Source organism: Actinomadura sp. DC4 (genome assembly GCF_030406325.1).
Lineage (GTDB): Bacteria > Actinomycetota > Actinomycetes > Streptosporangiales > Streptosporangiaceae > Actinoallomurus.
Map to the genome: position 1 here is coordinate 39939 of NZ_JAUEQY010000044.1, position 18140 is coordinate 58078.

The following is an 18140-nucleotide window of genomic DNA, read 5'->3' on the forward strand; positions in this document are numbered from 1 at the left end:
GCCCGTACGGCCGAGAAGGTCCAACTGAGCGTCGGGTGACGCCCTCAGGAGTGGCCGCACTCGGGGACGGGGTGGTTCCAGTGCAGGACGGTGAGGGGATGGCGGGTGGACGGATGATGGATGCTCTCGGCCGTGATGTGGTACGCAGAAGCGAGCCGAAACCACCTAACCGCATCGTAGATGCGAGCCCTGCGCGGACCTTTTCTGGTGAATACGCCGGTCTGGCAGGATCGGGGGATGTCTCTCAGTCAACGCCCCCGGCGGGCGATGCGGGATCTGCTGCGAGGGTTGCCGGTGTTCGCCGCGGACCTGCCCGAGTTCGACGCCGGCGCCGTGCCTGCGGAGCCGGTGTCGCTGTTCACGGAATGGCTGGACGGAGCGATCGAGGCCGGGGTGCCCGAGCCGCACGCGATGACCGTGTCCACGGCCGACGGCGAGGGACGCCCGTCCTCGCGGATTCTGATCTGCAAGGACGTCGACGCGGACGGCCACTGGTACTTCGCCGCGAACGGGACCAGCCGCAAGGGGCGTGAGCTGGCGGCCAACCCCCACGCCGCGCTGGCGTTCTACTGGGCGCCGCAGGGCCGCCAGATCCGTGTCCGCGGTCCGGTACGCGCGGCCGGGGCCGAGCGCAGCGCGGCCGACTTCCTGGCCCGGTCCCCGGGCTCACGCGCCGAGGCGCTCACCGGCCGGCAGTCCGACGTGCTGGAGGACCCGGCCGATCTGGAGGCCGCCGTACGGGCCGCCGCGGACCGGCTCACGGCGGATCCGGGGCTGGTCGCCCCGGGGTGGACCCTCTATGCGGTTGCCGCCGCCGAGGTGGAGTTCTGGCAGGCCGACCGGGACCGTCGCCACACCCGCCTGCGGTACACCCGCGACGGGGCGGCCTGGGCCCGTGAGCGCCTCTGGCCCTGATCCTGTTCGGGCGTCAGAGCCGGGTGAGGCGGTCGGTGGGGCCGATCCAGATCCGTACGATCCGCGAGATGTACCGGCCACCGGCCAGATCCCCGGGTACGGCCAGGTGCGGACCTTCGGCGTCCAGCGCCCGGCCGTCCATCCAGGTGGCGAGCAGCGCCCGGGTCCGCCCGTAGCGCGGGTCGATCTCGCCCCACGACAACACCGCGACGTGCCCGTCCGCTCCTGCCACCGCGAGCAGATACCGCGCCCGGTCCTTGGTGATCACCGGATCGAACCGCGGGCCGGCCGCCGAGACGACGTCGAACAGCAGCGGCCCGGTGAAGACGTGCCGCTGCGGCCCGCGACGCGCGCAGACGAAGTCCGTCTCGACGGTGTGCTGCGGCAGATCCCGCAACTCGGCGACGGTGTGCGATCGGGGGAGTGCCAGGTCCCCTGCCAGCCGTACCCGCTGTGACGGACTGGCCCCGGGCATGAGTACGGTCGACGGCTCAGGCGCCATGTCAGTCATCGGGACCTCCCGACGGCCCCGCACGGGAGGTCGCACACGGCCGTCCTGTAGGGGATTCCGCACCCGCGACCCGCCTCGAACCCCGACCGGCCGCTACTTCCCGGACCTCCGGCCGGTGGCGTTCTCCGCGGCCGTCTCGATCACTTCGTCCAGGACGTCGCGGGAGCGGACCAGGTCGGTGATCATCTGGTCGATGCGGGCGCGTTCGGCGGTGAGGTCGGTGACCAGGCGTGGGGTGGCGATCTCCGAGGGGCCGCCGTCCGTGTCGCGCATGCAGGGCAGGAGTTCGGCGATCTTCTTGCTGTGCAGGCCCGCGGCGAAGAGCTCCTGGATCCGGATGACACGGTCGACCGCGCGTTCGGGGAAGTCGCGGTGGCCGCCCGGGGTGCGGTCGGCGGTCAGCAGGCCCTGCTGCTCGTAGTAGCGCAGCGAGCGTTCACTCACCCCGGTACGCCGCGCGAGTTCGCCGATCCGCACTCTCCCACCTCACATCCATGTCAGATTCTATCCCGGGACCGCCTATCGGAGAGGTCTCCGGCGGAATCAGCAGCGGCCCCTCGGCTCCGGCTTCGGTGCCGCGTCCACGGCCGCCGAGGTCGCGGGCGGGACCGGCCTGAGTGGCAAGGTCACCGTTGTCACCGGCGGGTACTCCGGCCTCGGCGTCGAGACTACGACCCCCTGAGCGCGTACGGGCAGTCCACGACCGCGAACGTCCTCTTCGCCGTCGAGGCCGACCGGCGCGGCCGGGAGGACGGCATCCGCGCGTTCGCCCTGTACCCGGGCAGCGTCATCACGCCGCTGGTCCGCCACACCCCCATCGAGGAGATGCGGCGGACGGGCTTCGCGGACGACAACGGCGACCCGGTCATCGACCCGGAGCGGAATTTGAAGACGTCGAACAGGGCGCGTCGTGTGGTGCGCCACGAGCCCCCGCCTGGACGGCCTCGGCGGGCGCTACCGCGAGAACAGCGACGTCGCCCCGCTCGCGCACGACCAGGCGCCCCGGCGGACGGCGCCCGGCACGAGGTCGTTCGGCGTCGTGCCGTACGCCCTCGACCCCGCGTCGGCCGTCCGCCTCTGGGATCGCGGTGTACGGCTGACGGCGTAGTTCCGGCCGACCATGATCCCCGTCGGCCGCTCCGGCGGCGCCGTTTTGCGGCCGGGTTAATAACGTACGAAACCAATGTTAATAAAACTCGCCGGTAACCAAATATCCGCTCCGGGCCGAACAAATATTTCCGGCCCCGCGCGAAGACGGGAGCTGGCACTTTACCTTGCCGTAACGCCCGCGACGTGGTTACCGCGTTGACAGCCGCGAGCGGAGTCACCCATCCTCGATTCGTGCGTGTCTACGAACTCAGCGGGGTCAGCCATCTGACAATGGTCGATCGTCCCGATCCGGAATGCGATACGGACGGCATCGTCGTCGAGACCGAGGCGGTCACCATCTGCTCGACCGACGTGTCCTATTTCCTCGGTCATTTGATTCCCGAACAATGGCCGGTCGTGCCCGGTCATGAATACGTAGGCCGGGTCGTCGAGGTCGGAAGCGCCATGCGTGGAACGGTCCGGGAAGGCGACCGCATCACCTACTGGGGCCAGACCGACTTCGGCGGACTCGCCGAATACCGCGCGGTCCGCCCGCTTTTTCCCCAGGACGCCAGGAGCGAGTCCACCTGGTACACCGGCCGGGGCTTCCTCGACGCCCGTCAGGCCGCCACCGTCGTCCTGCCGTCGCACCTTCCGGTCCGGCACGCGACGCTGATCGAGCCGCTGACCTCGGTGTTACGCGCCATCCTCATGTACCCGCCGCTCCCCGGGGACGTCGCCGTCGTGCTCGGCGCCGGCCCCACCGGGCTCCTGGCGACGCAGGTCCTGCGCCGGTGTCACGGCGCCGGCCGGGTCGTCGTCGTGGAGCGCGACCCGATCCGCCGGGCCGCCGCCGCACGGCTCGGCGCCGACGCCACCTTCGACCCCGACACCCAGGCCGACGCGCTGCGCGGCCTCGCCGAGGACCACCTCGGCGCCTTCGCCGACTACGTGTTCGACGCCCTGCCCACCGTCGGCGGCTCCGTCCTGGGCCACGACGTACGCGCCGCCGGCATGCGCCTGCTACGCGCCGGCGGGCGGTATGTGATCTTCGGCGCCACGAACGTCCCGCAGAGCGTCGACACCTGGCTTCTGCTGTCCAAGGGGTTGCGGATAAACGCGGCCCCCTTCGACGTCCGCGCCTTTCCGATGAGCCGTACCGCACACGTCATGCGCGTCGCGCTCAATCTGCTCGCCGGCGGTCTTCTCGACGTCGATTCGCTCATCACCGGCGTCGTTGAATTCCACGACGAAGACGGTGTGCGTGACGTCTTTTCCGCGTACGGCGAGAACGGCGCGCTGAAGACCTCGGTCGGGTTCGACCAGAACGGCGTCCGGCCGATTACCGCGCACGATGCGCTCGCGTCCTCCCACTGACGTACACCCACTGACACAGACGAGGACACGATGATTCCTCTGGACGTACATGTGATCCACGACGAGATCCCGGTGCCCGGTCCCGACCTGCCGATCGAGGGACGGGCGACGCGGACCGACACCTACCCGGTGGCCATCGTCACCGGCACCGACGCCACGGCCGACCGGCTGACCGCGCTCGCGCCCCAGGGCCGGATGGCGATCGTCACCGACGAGACCGTGGCCGCGCTGCACGTCCGGGCGCTGGTCGACGCGCTGGACCGGCGCGGCATCACCTCCACGGTGACGGCCATCCCGCCCGGTGAGGCCAGCAAGGCACTGGACACGGCCGTCGGCCTCCTGGACGAGCTCGCGCACAGCTCGGTCGGCCGCCGCGACCTGCTGGTGGCGTGCGGCGGCGGCGTCGTGCTCGACACGGCGGGCTGGGTCGCGAGCGCGTACATGCGCGGCATCCCGTACGCCAACGTGCCCACGACGCTGCTCGGCGCGGTCGACGCGGCGATCGGCGGCAAGGTCGCCGTCGACCACACGGTGGCCAAGAACCTGATCGGCGCCTTCTACCAGCCGGTCGGGGTCGTCTCCAACATCGAGTACCTCACCACGCTGCCCGGCCGGCAGATCCGCGCCGGGCTGGCCGAGGTGATCAAGAAGGGGATGATCGCCTCGCCCGGGCTCTTCGGCGCGATCGAGACCGACCTGGAGGCGATCCTCGCCCAGGACGTCGCCGCGCTCGAACGGCTCGTCCGCAGCGCCAGCGCCACGAAGTGCGAGCTCGTCGCCCGCGACCCGTACGAGGACGACCTGCGGCGGCCGCTGAACTTCGGTCACACGGTGGGCCACGCGGTGGAGACCGTCACCGGGTACGGCCCGGTGCTGCACGGCGAGGCGGTCGCGTTCGGCATGGCGGTGGCCACGCGGATCTCACTCGCCCGCGGCTGGATCGACCCCGGCGTCGCCGACCGGCTGGTGACGCTGCTGCGCCGGTCCGGGCTCCCGTACGCGATCGGGCAGCTCGGCGCCGCGGCCGACCCGGACGCCGTCGTCGCGGCGCTCGGCAAGATCCGGCTCATCCGCGCGGGCCGGCTCCGCTTCGTCCTCCCGCTCGACGTCGGCACGGTCGCGATCGCCGACGACGTGACGGACGAGGAGATCCACCGGGCGCTGCACGCGCCGGTGCCCACAGGGCTGGCCCGATGAGCGCGCCGCCCTCCTGCGAGGCGATCCTGTTCGACCTGGACGGTGTCCTCGTCCACTCGGCCGCCGCCGTACGGCGGTCGTGGCGACGCTGGGCCGGGCGGCACGGGCTCGCGGCCGAGGAGGTCGAACGCGCCGCGCACGGCCGGCGTACCGCCGACACGATCCGCCTGGTGGCCGGTCACCTGGACGCCCCGGCGGAGGCGGCGCGCCTGGAGGCGCTCCAGGCGGAGGACACCGCCGACGTCCGCGCGGGTGCGGGCGCCGCCAGCCTGCTGTCCCGGCTGCGCCCCGACGAGTGGGGAGTGGTCACCTCCGGCACGCGCCTGCTCGCGAACGCGCGGCTGGACGCGGCCGGGCTACCCCGGCCGGGGACGCTCGTCGCGGGCGACGACGTGCCGGCCGGCAAGCCCTCGCCCGCCGGCTACCTGCTCGGCGCGATGCTCCTCGGCCGCGCGCCGTCCCGCTGCGTCGTGGTCGAGGACGCCGGCCCGGGGGTCCAGGCCGCGCGGGCGGCCGGTTGCCCGGTGATCGGCGTCACGAACGGCGGTACGGGCGGTGGGCTCGCGGCGGCCGACCTGCTCGTCGAGGACCTCACGTGGCTGGGGCTCCGGCGGGAGGCGGGCGAGCTCGCCCTATCGGCGGCCCGGCCGGAACCCGTCGGCCCGGGGAGGCTGCGGTGAAGCCGGTGCTCGTGGTCGGCCAGGGGCTGATCGGCGCCGCGATCGTCGCGCGGCTCCGCGCCGCCGGGCACCCGGTCGTGGTCGTCGCCCGGCGGCCCCGCGCCGGCACGCTCGCCCTGGACCTGGCGACGGAGGAGGGCCGGGCCGAGCTGGCGGAGACGGCACGGCGGACCGCGCCCCGGTCCGTGGTCCTGGTACACGGCCCCAGCGACGTGACCGGCTGCGAGGACGATCCGCAGGCCGCCCTGGAGACGCACGAAGGCGTCGCGGCGGCGGTCGCGGACGCCGGCTGCCCGGTGGTCCTCGTCTCGACCGACAACGTCTTCGACGGCGAACGCCCGCTCAACCGTACGGCGGACCCGGTGGCGCCGGCCAACGCCTACGGGCGCGCCAAGCTCGCCGCCGAGCGGCGCCTGAACGCTCCGCCGCACGTCATCCTGCGGGTCTCGCTCGTGTACGGCTGGTCCGGCGGCGAACACCGGTCCAACTACGCCGAGCGGTGCCTGCGGGCCGCGGCGGCGGGCGAGGTGATCGAGGCCCCGGGCGACCAGTGGTTCACGCCGGTGCACGCCGACGACGTCGCGCAGGTCGTGGCGGCGGTGGCGGCCGCGCCCGAGACGGCCCCGGCCCTGGCGCACGTCGCCGGGCCGGAACACCTGAACCGCGTCGCGTTCGCCCGTACCGCCTGCGAGGTGACCGGGGGAGACCCGGATCTCGTACGCGAGGTGCCCCGCGCCGCGACGATCTGGGCGAGCCGCCCGCCGAACTCCTCGCTCGCGCCCTCCGACCTCGGAGGCGTCGCGGGACTCGCCGCCTACCGGCCGCGCACCCCGCGCGAGGGGCTGACCGGCATGTGGCGGACGGCCCGTACGGCCGTGCTGTTCGGCGTCGACGCGGGCGGCTCACGCACACGAGTGGCCGTACGCGAGGAGGGCGGGACCGATCGCAGGGCCGTCTTCGGGTCCGTCAACCCCGCCGCGGTCGGCGCGGACCAGGCGGGCAAGAACCTCCACGAGGCGTTCCGCTTCATCGGCGACGTGGCCGGCGAGCGGGACGTACGTGGCTGGCTCGCCTCGGCCACCGTCAGCCCCGAGACGGCCGGCGCGGAGCTGGAGACCGTCGCCGGCGTCGCCGCGGACGCGGGTGTACGGGGGACGGTCACCGTCTCGGGCGACATGATCCCGTTGTTGCTGGCCGCGCCGCTGCGTGGCGCGGGCACGGTCGTCGTGGTGGGCACCGGAAGCGGCCTGCTGGCCGGCGACGGGCAGGGGCGCGTACGCCGGGCGGGCGGGTACGAGTACCTCGGCTCGGACGAGGGCAGCGCCTTCGACCTCGGGCTCGCCGGGCTCCGGTCCGCCTGCCGCGCCCTCGACGGCCGGGGCCGGCCGACCCGCCTCGTGGACGCGCTGGAGGAACACCTGGGCGCGGACCTGCCGACGGCCGCCCGCCGGCTCGCCGCGCTGGCCCACCCCAAGCACACGGTCGCCGCGCTCGCCCCGGCGGTGTGCGCCACCTGGCTCGGCGGCGACCCGGTCGCGGCCGGCATCGTCGAGGACGCGGTGGACCAGCTCGCCTCGTTCGCCGCCCGGCTGCGCCGGCACACCCTGTGCCCACCCGGCGCGGGCACGGTGATCACGGGCGGCGTCGTCACGGGATGCCCGCCCTTCGCGGAAGCGCTCGGCGCGGCCTTGAAGGAGAGCTGCGGCGACCACCCGGTGTCGGCGGTCCCGGACGCCACAGCCGCCGCGCTCGACCTGGCAGGCGAGGCGGGAGCGACCCGCCGGAGCGGAGTGCGCTGGACCTTCACGCTGGGCGGCGGCCGTGAGTGACCGCCGTGCCCCGGCCATGGCCACGCGGCGATGCTGCGGCGACCATGAAGATGCAGGTGAGGTGGCAGGCCCCGCCGGGGCGGGGCGCGCTGGACCCTCGCGCCGGGAGGCGGCCGTGAGTGACGCGGTGTCCCGGCTGGGGTCGCGCGCGGCTGCGTCCGGGGACGGGCCGGTCGAGGGCGCGGTCGGTGCGAAACGCGCGTCCGGCATCGGCGTCATCGACCTGCCCATCGGCTCCACGCTGCGGCTGCCGCCCGGCGTCGCGACCCTGGAAGACCCGGCGTACGCGCAGCGGCTCGCCGGCCTGCTCGACGGCACGGGATCGCCGTCGGCAGCCTCAACGACGGCCGCGACACCCAGCCGCTGTCTCGTCCGGGCACGCGGCCCCGGATGCTCGGCGCCCTGCTCGCCGGAGGCTACGCGGGCCTCGTCCACTTCGAGCACGAAGACGTCCGGTTCCGCGCGAGGAGAGCATCGCCGTCGCGGCGAGGCGCCTCGCGGAACTCCCCCCTGTCACCTCACCCGAAGGAAGAACCTGGTGAACACCGCACGTGTCTTCGAGGTCCCCGCCGTCCCGTACCCCGGCCGCGCACCGGCCGTCGAACCCCCGGCGGGCGACCTCGCCGCGACCCTCGGCGCCGCCCGCGCCGCGCTCGGCGACCGTACGGTGTGGCACGTCAACTCCACCTCCGACGGAGGTGGTGTGGCCGAGCTCCTCTACGCCTTCCTGCGCCGCCACAACATCGCCGGGATCACCACGCGGTGGCTGGTCGCCGACGCCGCGCCCGAGTTCTTCGCGATCACCAAACGCATCTACTTCAAGATCTACGGCACCGACCGCGACACCGAGCCCTTCAGCCCGCAGGAGCGTGAACTGTACGCGCGGGTCACCGAGGAGCACGCGGAGGGCGTCGCCGGGTTCGTCCGCCCCGGCGACCTGGTCGTCCTGCACGACCCGCAGACGCTCGGCATGGCCCCGCACCTGCGCGCCGCCGGCGCGACCGTCGTATGGCAGTGCCACCTGGGCAGCCTCACCACCGACGTGCACACCGAACAGGCGTGGGGCTTCCTGGACCCGTGGCTGCGCGACCCGGACGGCTATGTGTTCTCCCACCCCCGCTACATCCCGGCCCGGGTCGACCCGGCGCGTACTCGCGTCATCCTGCCCGCGATCGACCCGTACTCCCCGAAGAACCGCGACCTGGACGCGGCTCAGGTCCGTACGGTGCTCGACGGCATCGGCCTGACGCCCGCGCCGGGGGCGCCGGACACCCTGGCCGCCGAGGCGGGGCGGGAGCCCGGCTGGATCGCCGCGCTCGCCCGGGTGGAACAGGACGTGCCGCTCCCGCCCGGCGCGCCCGTCGTGCTCCAGGTGTCGCGCTGGGACACGCTCAAGGACATGGAGGGCGTGCTCACGGCGTTCGCCGGTGAGATGGCGTCGGTCGCCGGGGTCCACCTCGTGCTCCAGGGGCCCGACCCGCTGGCCATCGCCGACGACCCGGGCGGGGTCGAGGTGTTCCAGCGTGTCCAGGACCAGCGGGAACGGCTGCCGCGGGCGATCCGCGAGCGCGTCCATCTCGTCGCCACGGCGGGGGACGACCTCGAGGGCACCGCGTTCGTGGTCAATGCTCTGCAGAGACGGGCGAGCGTGGTGACCCAGAAGAGCATCCGGGAGGGGTTCGGGTTGACGATCACCGAGGGCATGTGGAAGCACCGGCCCGTCGTCGCGCCCGCCGTCGGCGCCATCCCCGAGCAGGTCATCGACGGCCGGACCGGGGTCCTGGTGGCCGACCCGCTCGACCTCACCGAGTTCGGCGTGGAGGTCCGCGACCTCCTGCTGGACACCGAGCGCGCCGGGCGCCTCGCCGCGGCCGGCCGCGACCACTGCGCGCGCCGCTTCCTCCTGGACCGGCAGCTCGGCGAGTACGCGGAGTTCTTCACGTGGCTGTGCGCCCTGCCGGCGACGGCGGACCTCGGGTGACGGGCCGGGAGCCGGTCGGCGACGTCACGCGGCCCGCCGCCCGCGCCGCCGAGTGGGTGGTGCTGGCGGCCTTCGCCGGCTTCGGCGTGACGTGGGGCATGTACGCCGCGGCGATCCCCGCGATCAGGGCCGCCACCGGCGTCTCCGACGGGTTCCTCGGCGCCGCGCTGTCGTGCGTCGGCCTCACCGCGCTGCCCGCGATGCTCTTCGCCGGCCGCCTGATCGACCGGGCGGGCCGGCCGGCGTTCGTGGCCGCGCTGGCGCTGTTCGCGGTGACCGCGCCGCTGCCGATGGTCGTGACCTCGGGCCCGGCGCTGGTCCTCACGCTGCTCGTCTTCGGCGGCTGCTCCGGCGCGTTCGACGTGGCCATCAACCACGCCGCCGTCGCGGCCGAGGCCGCCACCGGGCGCCGCGTGCTCAACCGCGCCCACGCGGTGTTCTCGCTCGGGCTGTTGTCGGGCAGCCTCATCCTCGGCGCCTCCCGCTCGGCCGGGCTCACGCCCCGCTGGCCGCTGGCCGCCCTCGGCCTGGTGCTCCTCGCCGGGGCCGCCCCCGCGTGGGCGGGCCTGGCCGGGACGCACGCCGCCCCCGAACCCGGCGCGGCGGCGGGCGGGCGCGGCGTCTGGACGGGCGGGCTGGTGTGGGTGGCGGGTGCGCTGGGCGTCCTCGCGCTGCTCGTCGAGAGCGGCCTCCAGCAGTGGAGCGCGGTCTTCCTGGAGGACGTGCTGAAGACGGCGCCGGCCATCTCCAGCCTCGGCCCGGCGGTCTTCGCGGGCGCGGCGGCGGCCGGCCGCATGTCGGGACACTTCCTCGGCCGTACGGTCGGCGACGTGACGCTGCTGGTGTGCGCGGGCCTGGCGGCGGCGCCGGGCGCGGTGCTGCTGGCCACGGCCGGGAGCCCGGCCGTGGCCCTCGCCGGGTTGTTCCTGGCCGGGATGGGGATCTCGGTGGGCTCGCCGACGCTGTACGGCTTCGCCGGCCGCCGCGTGCCGGCCTCCATGCGGGGACGGATGGTCGCGGCGGTGTCGGGCATCGCCTACGTCGGCCTGCTCGGCGGCCCGGGCCTGGTCGGCCAGCTTGCGGACCTGTCCGGCCTGCGGTGGGCGTTCGGCGTGCTGGCGGTGATCGCGCTCGTGCTGGGCGCCGGCTCGCTCACACTGCGCCGCTGGAGTCTCACCCCGGCCGGGGGTCGGTGACCCCGCCCGGGCAGGCGAGCCCGGCGACGTCCCAGCCCGCGAGCCGGGCGCCGGCCTGGTACGCGCTCTCGTAGAAGGCGAGAACGGCGGCACGCGGATCGGCCTCGGCCCGCGCGTCGTCGTACCCCAGGACGGCCAGATGGGAGCCGCGCCGCTCGATCCACCGGGCGGCGGAGGGCGTGAGCGGCTCGCCGTCCAGGCCCGCGGGCTCCGGCGCGGTGTAGGAGTAGAACGCCGGCGCCGGGAACGCCTCGTCGCCGAACCAGAACCCGAAGCTGACCACCTCACGGGAGTACGCCTCACGCGTCACCGGATCGGCCTCCGGCGGCTGGTCGGCCACCCGGCCGGAGAACCTCGTGCAGGCGATGTCGAAGGTGTGCCAGAAGTGGTGCACCGGGCTGACCTTGCCGGAGTACCCGCCGGCGAACTCCTCCAGCACCAGGTTGACCTGGCTGAGCACCTGCCAGTAGCGGGTGACCATGACCGGGTCGTACGCGGCGTGCTCGGTGTCGTCGGCGAACGGCCGCCCGGAGTCGGGCAGGTCGAACGGCCGGGGTACGGGCAGCTCCACGCGTACGTCCAGCTCCGCCAGGGCGCGCATCACCTCGCGGTAGAAGGACGCCACCGACCTGCCGGGCAGCGGGAACGACACCTCCCTGCCGTCGACCGCGGCGGCGATCAGCCGGTGCCCGACGAGGTCGAAGTCGATCGTGAAGATCGGGTTGCCGTCGGCCAGCCCCATCGGGCGCGTGGTCAGGCCGCGCCCGGTCAGGTGGAACGGCGCGTGCCACCAGTGGTTGCGCCGCGGTCCCGCGACGAGCCGGACCTTGCCGACCACCTGGGCGAACCGGTGCAGCGTCTCTTTGGTGTCCTGCCAGCCGGCCAGCGGCATCGAGGGGAAGAGTTCCATGAGACGTTCCTTCCCCCTCGCGGACGCCGCATCAGGGATCGAGCAGGCTCGGTGAGGCGAGGACCCGGTCCACGGCGATCTCGATGACGACGCGGGTCGGGTTCTCGCGCGGTGTGCGGTAGCGCTCGGCGTAGCGCGCCACCGCCTCGGCGACCCGCGTACGGTCGGCGTTCACCGTGCTCGTTCCCTCCAGCGTGAGCCAGTGCCGGCCGTCGACCTGGCACAGCGCCACGCGCCCGCCGCCTTCGGCGATGCGCGCCTTCACGCTCGCGCGGTCGGTGATCACCCGGGCGAGGCAGAGCTCCCCGTCCCAGGTGAAACCGACCGGCACCACGTGCGGCGAGCCGTCCTGCCGCAGTGAGGTGAGCGTCGCCAGGTGACGCTCCCGCACGAACCGCAGGGCGTCCGCGTTCATCCGTTCCGGGCCGTTGACCACGCCGCTACCGTAGCGGCGACCGGTCAGCCGCGTACGGCGGCGGCCACCGCGTCGCGGATCTTGTCCACGCCGGCCGGGTTGCCCGGGTCCTCGTTGAGGGGGACGGCGGGGTCGAGCAGGTACGGCGTGCCGTACACGGGGGTGCCGGGCTCCGTACGCCAGCTCTCCGCGAGCGGGCCCACGTCGAAGACGTCGTAGCCGAGCGTGTCCAGCAGCGACGTCGCGCTCGCCTTCGCCTCGGCGTCGTCACCGGCGATCGGCAGCGCCGTACGGTCCGGGGCGCCGGACGGGCGGGCCAGGGACAGGAGGTGCTCGAAGTAGATGTTGTTGAAGACCTTGACCACGCTGGACCGTTCGAGGTGCCGCTGGACGAGCTCACTGCTCGTGGCGGTGCCGGCGTCCAGCTCCGCGATCTGGCCGTCGCGCTGCGGGTAGTAGTTGCCGGTGTCGAGGACGACCTTCCCGGCGAGGGGCGCCTGCGGCACCTGCGGGTAGGCCTTGAACGGGATGGTCACCACCACCCAGTCCCCGGCGGCCGCGGCCTCCTCCGCCGTCGCCGCTCGTGCGCCGATCTCCGACGCGAGTCCGGCGAGGGTCTCCGGCCCCCGCGAGTTGCTGAGTACGACGTCCAGCCCGGCCGCGACCGCGAGCCGCGCCAGGGTGCCGCCGATGTATCCACTGCCGATGAGTCCCAATGTCGCCATGACGCGTCCCAACGCCCGGAGGGCGGCGGGTGTTCCGCCTCCGACCAGGCCACCCTCTTGACGTGAACGTTTCGAGGCGGTTTCATACTTCTCACTCCCGGAGATCCTGAACGGCTCTCCAACCCGTCCTCCTGTAAACGTTTACAGTACGCTTTCCGTCACCGTAAACGTTTACGAGTCACTGATCGAGAGCTGGAGGTGGCCGTGCGTCAGGGCCCGACGATCACTACCATCGCCGAGCGCGCGGGCGTCTCCATCGCCTCGGTCTCGCGCGTCCTCAACGGGCTGCCCACGAGCGAGGCCACGGTCCGGCGGGTCACGATCGCCGCCGAGGAGCTCGGCTACGTCCCCAACTCGGTGGCGCGCTCGCTCAAGTCGAGCCGTACGAACCAGGTCGCGTTCGCGATGGCCGACATCGGGAACCCGACGTACGTGGCGATGGTCCGCGCCATGCAGCCCGTCCTGAAGGACGCGGGCTTCCGCCTCATCCTCCACTCCACCGACGCCGACATCGACGACGAGCTCGACGTCCTGCGGCGGCTGGGCGAGCGCTACGCGGACGGCCTCATCATCAGCCCGCTCCGCGTCACCGAGCGCCATCTCGCGGCGTTCGCCGAGGCGCGGGCGCCCGTCGTGGTGATCGGCTCGGTGCCCGCCGGCACCCCCGTCGACAACGTACGGGCGGACTCGCGCACCGGGCTGCGGCTCGCCCTCGACCACCTGTACGCCCTGGGCCGGCGGCGGATCGGCTTCATCAACGGCCCGCTCGACACGGTGCCCGGCGCGGCACGCGCCCGGGGGTACGCCGACGCGCTGTCCGCGCTGGGCCTGCCGAACGACCCGAGCCTCGTCGAGATCGGCGACTTCTACCGCGAGGAGGGCGCCGCCGCCACGCGCCGCCTCCTCGCCCGTACGCTCCCGGACGCCCTCATGTGCGCCAACGACCTGATCGCGCTCGGCGCGCTGGACGTGCTGCGCGCCGAGGGCCTGAAGGTGCCGGACGACATGGCCGTCGTCGGCACGGACGACACCGACCTGGCCCCGGTGGCCTGGCCCCCGCTCACCAGCGTCGCGCTCGGCTCGGCCGAGCGCGGCCGCCGCGCCGCCGAGCTGATGCTCGACCGGCTCGCCGACGGCGGCGCGGAGCCGCGCGTCGTCACGGTCGAACCCCGGCTCGTGGTGCGCGGATCGACGGGAGGCAACCCATGACCGCCCTCCAGGCCACTCGACGGGCCCCGCGAGACCGCGGCGCCCTGCTCCTCCTGCTCCCGGCGCTCGTCCCGGTGCTGTTCTTCAGCGTGGCCCCGCTGCTGTACGGGATCTACCTGTCCTTCACCGACGCGCGCGGCGGGCGCAACGCCGTCGTGTCCTTCGTGGGGCTGCAGAACTTCGGCGACGTGCTGGCCGACGGGGACTTCTGGTCCTCCTTCAAGGTCGGGCTGATCTGGGCGGTCAGCGTCACGCTGCTTCAGTTCCTCGCCGCGCTCGGGCTCGCGCTGCTGCTCAACTCCGACCTGAGGTTCCGCGGGCTCGCCCGCGCGCTCGCGATGGCGCCGTGGGCGATGCCGCCGATCGTGATCGGCCTGATGTGGCGGCTGGTCTACCACCCGAACGCCGGCATCCTCAACGCGACGCTGCGGGACGCGCACCTCATCGGCCACAACGTCGACTGGCTCAACGATTTCGGCACCGCCCTGCCGGCGATCATCGTCGTCGGCGTGTGGACGGGGATGCCGCAGACGACCGTGGTCCTGCTGGCCGGTCTGCAGGGCGTCGCGAAGGAGCTGCACGAGGCCGCCGCGGTCGACGGCGCCGGAGTGTGGCGGCGCTTCTGGAACGTGACACTTCCGCAGCTCCGTCCGGTGATCGTGGCGATCACGTCACTGGACTTCGTGTGGAACATCAACCAGTTCGCGATGGTCTACGCGCTGACGCAGGGCGGGCCGGGCGGCCGGACGCGGCTGCCGATGCTCTTCGCGTACGAGGAGGCCTTCCGCTACGGCTTCTTCGGGTACGCGGCGGCGCTCGGCGTCGCGATCACCATCGTCGTGCTCGCGGTCCTCGGCTTCTACCTCTGGCGTCAGATGAGGGAGAGGGCATGAGCGGGAGCGAACCCGACGCAGCGAGCGGAGTGGGCGACCGAGGGACGAGGTCGCCCGCGGAGCGAGTGAGGAGTGGTGAGCGACCATGAGAACACGCCCGTTCAAGTATCTGGCGCTGCTCGGTTACCTGGTCTTCCTCGTCTTCCCGCTGCTCTGGCTGCTGTCGACGTCGTTCAAGACGCAGCGGGAGATGGCGACGCTGCACCCGCGCTGGATCCCGCACCACCCGACGCTGCGCAACTTCAGCGACGCCTTCAGCACGCAGGATCTGGCCGGTAGCGCGCTGCGCAGCCTGGTCGTCGCGGTCTCGGTGGCGGTCATCACGGTGGTGATCGCGCTGCCGGCGGCGTACGCGCTGGCCCGCCGCCGGTCGTTCCTGGGCCGGGTGGCGATCGGGTGGGTGCTGGTCAGCCAGGTGTTCCCGGTGATGCTGATCATCATCCCGCTGTTCCTGATCCTGCGGCGGCTGGACCTGGTGAACACGCTGCCCGGCCTGGTCCTCGTGCACGTGACGTTCGTCCTGCCGTTCGCGCTGTGGATGTTGCAGGGCTACGTCCGCGGCGTGCCGCGTGAGCTGGAGGAGGCGGCGGCGGTCGACGGCGCGGGCCGGGTGCGGACGCTCGTACGGGTGATCGCCCCGCTGCTGGCTCCGGGCGTGGTCGCCGCCCTGCTGTTCGCCTTCATCTCCTCGTGGAACGAGTTCTTCTTCGCCCTCGTGATCCTCAAGGACCCCGGCAAGGCGACCCTGCCGCTCACGCTCGTGAAGTTCACCGGCGCCGAGCAGGCCGCCCGGCTCGGCCCGCTGGCGGCGGCGTCGCTGCTCGCCACCATCCCCAGCCTCGTCTTCTTCGCCATCATCCAACGCCGGCTCCGCTCGGGGCTCACGGCCGGCGCCGTCAAGGGTTAACCAGGAGGTGTCCATGCGTCGCAGTCTTCGTTCCGTGGTCGCGGTCGCCGCGGCCGCCGTGATCGGCCTGACCGCCGGGTGTTCCGGCGGCGGCAGCGACTCCGGCAAACCGGTCAAACTCAAGTTCCTGAGCCTGGCCTGGCAGAAGGACTCGCTCGCCGCGAACAAGCGGCTCGTCGCCGAGTGGAACACGGCCAACCCCGGCATCCAGGTGCAGTACATCCAGGGGAGCTGGGACAACGTCAACGACCAGCTCGTCACCTCCTTCGAGGGAGGCGACCCGCCGGACGTCATCCACGACGACTCCTCCGCGCTGGCCGGCTTCGCGAGCCAGGGCTACCTGACCGACCTGACCAAGCTCATCCCGGCCGGCCTGAAGAACGACATCCCGCCGGCCGCCTGGGGCACCGCGACCTTCGCCGGCCAGGGCGGCGGCGACCAGGGGATCTACGGTGTTCCGTTCCTGCAGGAGTCGCAGGTCATCCTGGCCAACAAGAAGATGCTCGACGACGCCGGCGTGCCGGTCCCGACCGTCGCGAACCCGTGGACGTGGGACCAGTACCAGCAGGTCGCCAAGAAGTTGACGACCGGCAAGCGGTTCGGCGTCGCGTGGGCGCTCAAGGCCCCGGTGAACCGCGTGCTCAACCTCGCGCTGAACTTCGGCGGCACCTTCTTCCAGACCTCGGGCGGCAAGACGACGGTCAAGGTGGGCCCGCAGGAGCGCGAGGTGCTGCAGCGGATCCACGACCAGCTCTACAAGGACAAGAGCGCCGACCCCTCGGCGCTGGGCATGGGCACCGCCGACCCGCTCCCGGGCTTCTACGCGGGCAAGTACGCCATGCTGCCGGCCAGCATCTACATGCGGCAGCAGGTCGTCGAGCAGGCGCCCAAGAACTTCCAGTGGGTCACGATCCCGCCGCTCAAGGGGCAGACGACACAGGAGGGCGCGATCTCCCAGACGCTGTCCGTCGCCGCCGACAGCAAGCACCCCAAGGAGTCGGTCAAGTTCATCAGCTGGTTCCTGGGCGGGCAGCACCAGGTGGAGCTGGCCAAGGGCGACTGGCTGATCCCGACGAGCGCGACGGCCGCCAAGGATCCGTCGCTGACCACGGCCAAGGACGGCTGGGACGTGGCCACGGCCTCGGCGAAGAGTCTCATCCTGGCGCCGTACCTGAAGGTGAACGGGTACGACGAGTTCAAGACCAAGGTGGCGACGCCGGCGCTGCAGTCGTACTTCGCCAACAAGATCAGCATCGACCAGCTCGCGCAGAAGCTGACCGGTGACGGCGACAAGGTCCTGGCGAGATACGAGCATTGATCGAGCAACCGACACTCCGTGACCGCGCCCGAGGGTGCCTGCTCGGCCTGGCGGCCGGCGACGCTCTCGGGCGGCCGGCGGAGAACCTCACCCCGGAGGAGATCACCCGCCGCTGGGGCCGTCTCACCGAGCTGGAACCCGGCCCGGACGGTACGGCGGCGGGCACCGACGACACCGAGTACGCGATCTTCGTGGGAATGCTTCTGGAGACGTACGGGTCGGCGCTGACCAGCGCGGACGTGGCCCGTACGTACCGGGAGCAGCTCCTGCCGATCGCCGGGCCGATGAAGGGCGCGGGCTTCTCCGAGCTGGGCACGATCGAGGCGCTCCGGCGGGGGCTGGAGCCGCCGATGACCGGGCTGTCGCACCGGCACGGCTGGTCGGACGGCCTGGCGATGCGCGCCGCGCCGTACGGGGTGTTCGCCGCGGGCGACCCGGACGAGGCGGCACGGCTCGCGGCGGTCGACGGGGCGGTCAGCCAGAGCGGCGAGGGCGCGCACGGGGGTCGCGCCGTCGCCGCCGCGGTCGCGGTCGCGATGACCGGCGCGGCTCCGTGGGACGTGGTCTCGGCGGGCCTGGACGCGGTCCCGGCGGACTCCTGGACCGCCCGCAGCCTCGGCGCGGCGATCCGGATCGCGGGCACGCGCGAGGACCTGGCCCGCCGCCTGCACGACGCGGTGGTCACGCGGCACTACCCGTGGACCGACCTGGCGCCGGAGGCGGTCGCGCTCGCGTTCGCCGCGTACCTGACCGGGGGCGGCGACGTGGAGGACTCCGTGGTCACCGCGGTGAGCCTGGGCCGGGACGCCGACACGACCGCGGCCATCGCGGGCGCGCTCGCCGGCGCCGGCCGGGGGGAGGGCGGCGTGCCCGGACGCTGGGCGCGGGCCATCGGCCCCGCCCTCGGCACCTGCCTGCCGTCCGTCGCGGGCCGTGACGTACGCGACGTCGCCGACGCTCTGACGCGGCGGCGCTGAGAGGAGAAGAC

Annotated in this window: 19 protein-coding genes; 13 read left to right on the forward strand and 6 right to left on the reverse strand. The window is 73.1% G+C overall.

Annotated elements, in window-relative coordinates:
• Nucleotides 1–237: 237 nt before the first annotated feature.
• Nucleotides 238–915, forward strand: coding sequence for a pyridoxal 5'-phosphate synthase (locus QWU11_RS42990; RefSeq protein ID WP_290120357.1), 678 nt, complete (start codon nt 238–240; stop codon nt 913–915).
• A gap of 13 nt (nt 916–928) precedes the next feature.
• Here the strand turns inward: QWU11_RS42990 and QWU11_RS42995 are convergent, their stop codons facing one another.
• The 3 genes from QWU11_RS42995 to QWU11_RS43005 all read right to left on the reverse strand — a co-directional run bounded on the left by QWU11_RS42995 (nt 929) and on the right by QWU11_RS43005 (nt 2295).
• Nucleotides 929–1426: a molybdopterin-dependent oxidoreductase gene (locus QWU11_RS42995; RefSeq protein WP_290120358.1), complete on the reverse strand. Its 498-nt coding sequence runs from the start codon at nt 1424–1426 to the stop codon at nt 929–931.
• A 93-nt stretch (nt 1427–1519) separates the two neighbouring features.
• Complete coding sequence (locus QWU11_RS43000) at nt 1520–1903, reverse strand: MerR family transcriptional regulator (RefSeq protein WP_290120359.1); 384 nt, start codon at nt 1901–1903, stop codon at nt 1520–1522.
• 191 nt (nt 1904–2094) lie between these two features.
• The gene (locus tag QWU11_RS43005; RefSeq protein WP_290120360.1) at nt 2095–2295 is read right to left on the reverse strand and encodes a hypothetical protein; all 201 of its coding nucleotides are present in this window, start codon (nt 2293–2295) and stop codon (nt 2095–2097) included.
• A gap of 41 nt (nt 2296–2336) precedes the next feature.
• Here QWU11_RS43005 and QWU11_RS43010 point away from each other — a divergent pair, with 41 nt between their 5' ends.
• The 7 genes from QWU11_RS43010 (at nt 2337) to QWU11_RS43040 (ending at nt 10775) form a co-directional block, all read left to right on the forward strand.
• Nucleotides 2337–2534 carry a hypothetical protein gene (locus QWU11_RS43010; RefSeq protein WP_290120361.1) on the forward strand — a complete coding sequence of 66 codons (198 nt, stop codon included), beginning with the start codon at nt 2337–2339 and terminating at the stop codon, nt 2532–2534.
• 233 nt (nt 2535–2767) lie between these two features.
• Nucleotides 2768–3892 (forward strand): zinc-binding dehydrogenase, encoded by a 1125-nt coding sequence (locus tag QWU11_RS43015; RefSeq protein WP_290120362.1) that lies wholly within the window; start codon nt 2768–2770, stop codon nt 3890–3892.
• A gap of 30 nt (nt 3893–3922) precedes the next feature.
• Entirely contained in the window at nt 3923–5089 is a 1167-nt protein-coding gene (gene aroB / locus QWU11_RS43020) for a 3-dehydroquinate synthase (protein WP_290120363.1), read from the forward strand.
• Nucleotides 5086–5769: an HAD-IA family hydrolase gene (locus tag QWU11_RS43025; RefSeq protein ID WP_290120364.1), complete on the forward strand. Its 684-nt coding sequence runs from the start codon at nt 5086–5088 to the stop codon at nt 5767–5769. Before aroB ends, QWU11_RS43025 begins: the two co-directional genes overlap by 4 nt.
• On the forward strand, nt 5766–7598 hold the full coding sequence (locus tag QWU11_RS43030) for a sugar nucleotide-binding protein (protein ID WP_290120365.1): 1833 nt from the start codon (nt 5766–5768) through the stop codon (nt 7596–7598). Before QWU11_RS43025 ends, QWU11_RS43030 begins: the two co-directional genes overlap by 4 nt.
• A 115-nt stretch (nt 7599–7713) precedes the next feature.
• Entirely contained in the window at nt 7714–9579 is a 1866-nt protein-coding gene (locus tag QWU11_RS43035; protein ID WP_290120366.1) for a glycosyltransferase, read from the forward strand.
• The gene (locus QWU11_RS43040; RefSeq protein ID WP_290120367.1) at nt 9576–10775 is read left to right on the forward strand and encodes an MFS transporter; all 1200 of its coding nucleotides are present in this window, start codon (nt 9576–9578) and stop codon (nt 10773–10775) included. Before QWU11_RS43035 ends, QWU11_RS43040 begins: the two co-directional genes overlap by 4 nt.
• Here the strand turns inward: QWU11_RS43040 and QWU11_RS43045 are convergent.
• The 3 genes from QWU11_RS43045 to QWU11_RS43055 are packed head-to-tail and all read right to left on the reverse strand — an operon-like array spanning nt 10753 to nt 12825.
• Nucleotides 10753–11685 carry a DUF5996 family protein gene (locus QWU11_RS43045; protein ID WP_290120368.1) on the reverse strand — a complete coding sequence of 311 codons (933 nt, stop codon included), beginning with the start codon at nt 11683–11685 and terminating at the stop codon, nt 10753–10755. The genes QWU11_RS43040 and QWU11_RS43045 overlap by 23 nt on opposite strands.
• A 31-nt stretch (nt 11686–11716) precedes the next feature.
• Complete coding sequence (locus QWU11_RS43050; RefSeq protein WP_290120386.1) at nt 11717–12100, reverse strand: TIGR03618 family F420-dependent PPOX class oxidoreductase; 384 nt, start codon at nt 12098–12100, stop codon at nt 11717–11719.
• Nucleotides 12101–12144: 44 nt separating this feature from the next.
• Entirely contained in the window at nt 12145–12825 is a 681-nt protein-coding gene (locus QWU11_RS43055; protein ID WP_290120369.1) for an NAD(P)-binding domain-containing protein, read from the reverse strand.
• 204 nt (nt 12826–13029) lie between these two features.
• On the opposite strand from QWU11_RS43055, the gene QWU11_RS43060 reads away from it, so the two are divergent.
• From QWU11_RS43060 to QWU11_RS43080, 5 genes are all read left to right on the forward strand, one after another.
• Nucleotides 13030–14034, forward strand: a complete 1005-nt coding sequence (locus QWU11_RS43060; RefSeq protein ID WP_290120370.1) for a LacI family DNA-binding transcriptional regulator — start codon at nt 13030–13032, stop codon at nt 14032–14034.
• Complete coding sequence (locus QWU11_RS43065; RefSeq protein ID WP_290120371.1) at nt 14031–14927, forward strand: sugar ABC transporter permease; 897 nt, start codon at nt 14031–14033, stop codon at nt 14925–14927. Before QWU11_RS43060 ends, QWU11_RS43065 begins: the two co-directional genes overlap by 4 nt.
• 85 nt (nt 14928–15012) lie before the next feature.
• A complete protein-coding gene (locus tag QWU11_RS43070) occupies nt 15013–15834 on the forward strand; it encodes a carbohydrate ABC transporter permease (RefSeq protein ID WP_290120372.1) in 822 nt (273 codons plus the stop codon).
• Nucleotides 15835–15847: 13 nt separating this feature from the next.
• On the forward strand, nt 15848–17152 hold the full coding sequence (locus QWU11_RS43075; RefSeq protein ID WP_290120373.1) for a sugar ABC transporter substrate-binding protein: 1305 nt from the start codon (nt 15848–15850) through the stop codon (nt 17150–17152).
• Nucleotides 17149–18129 (forward strand): ADP-ribosylglycohydrolase family protein, encoded by a 981-nt coding sequence (locus tag QWU11_RS43080; protein WP_290120374.1) that lies wholly within the window; start codon nt 17149–17151, stop codon nt 18127–18129. Before QWU11_RS43075 ends, QWU11_RS43080 begins: the two co-directional genes overlap by 4 nt.
• The last annotated feature ends 11 nt before the right edge of the window (nt 18130–18140 follow it).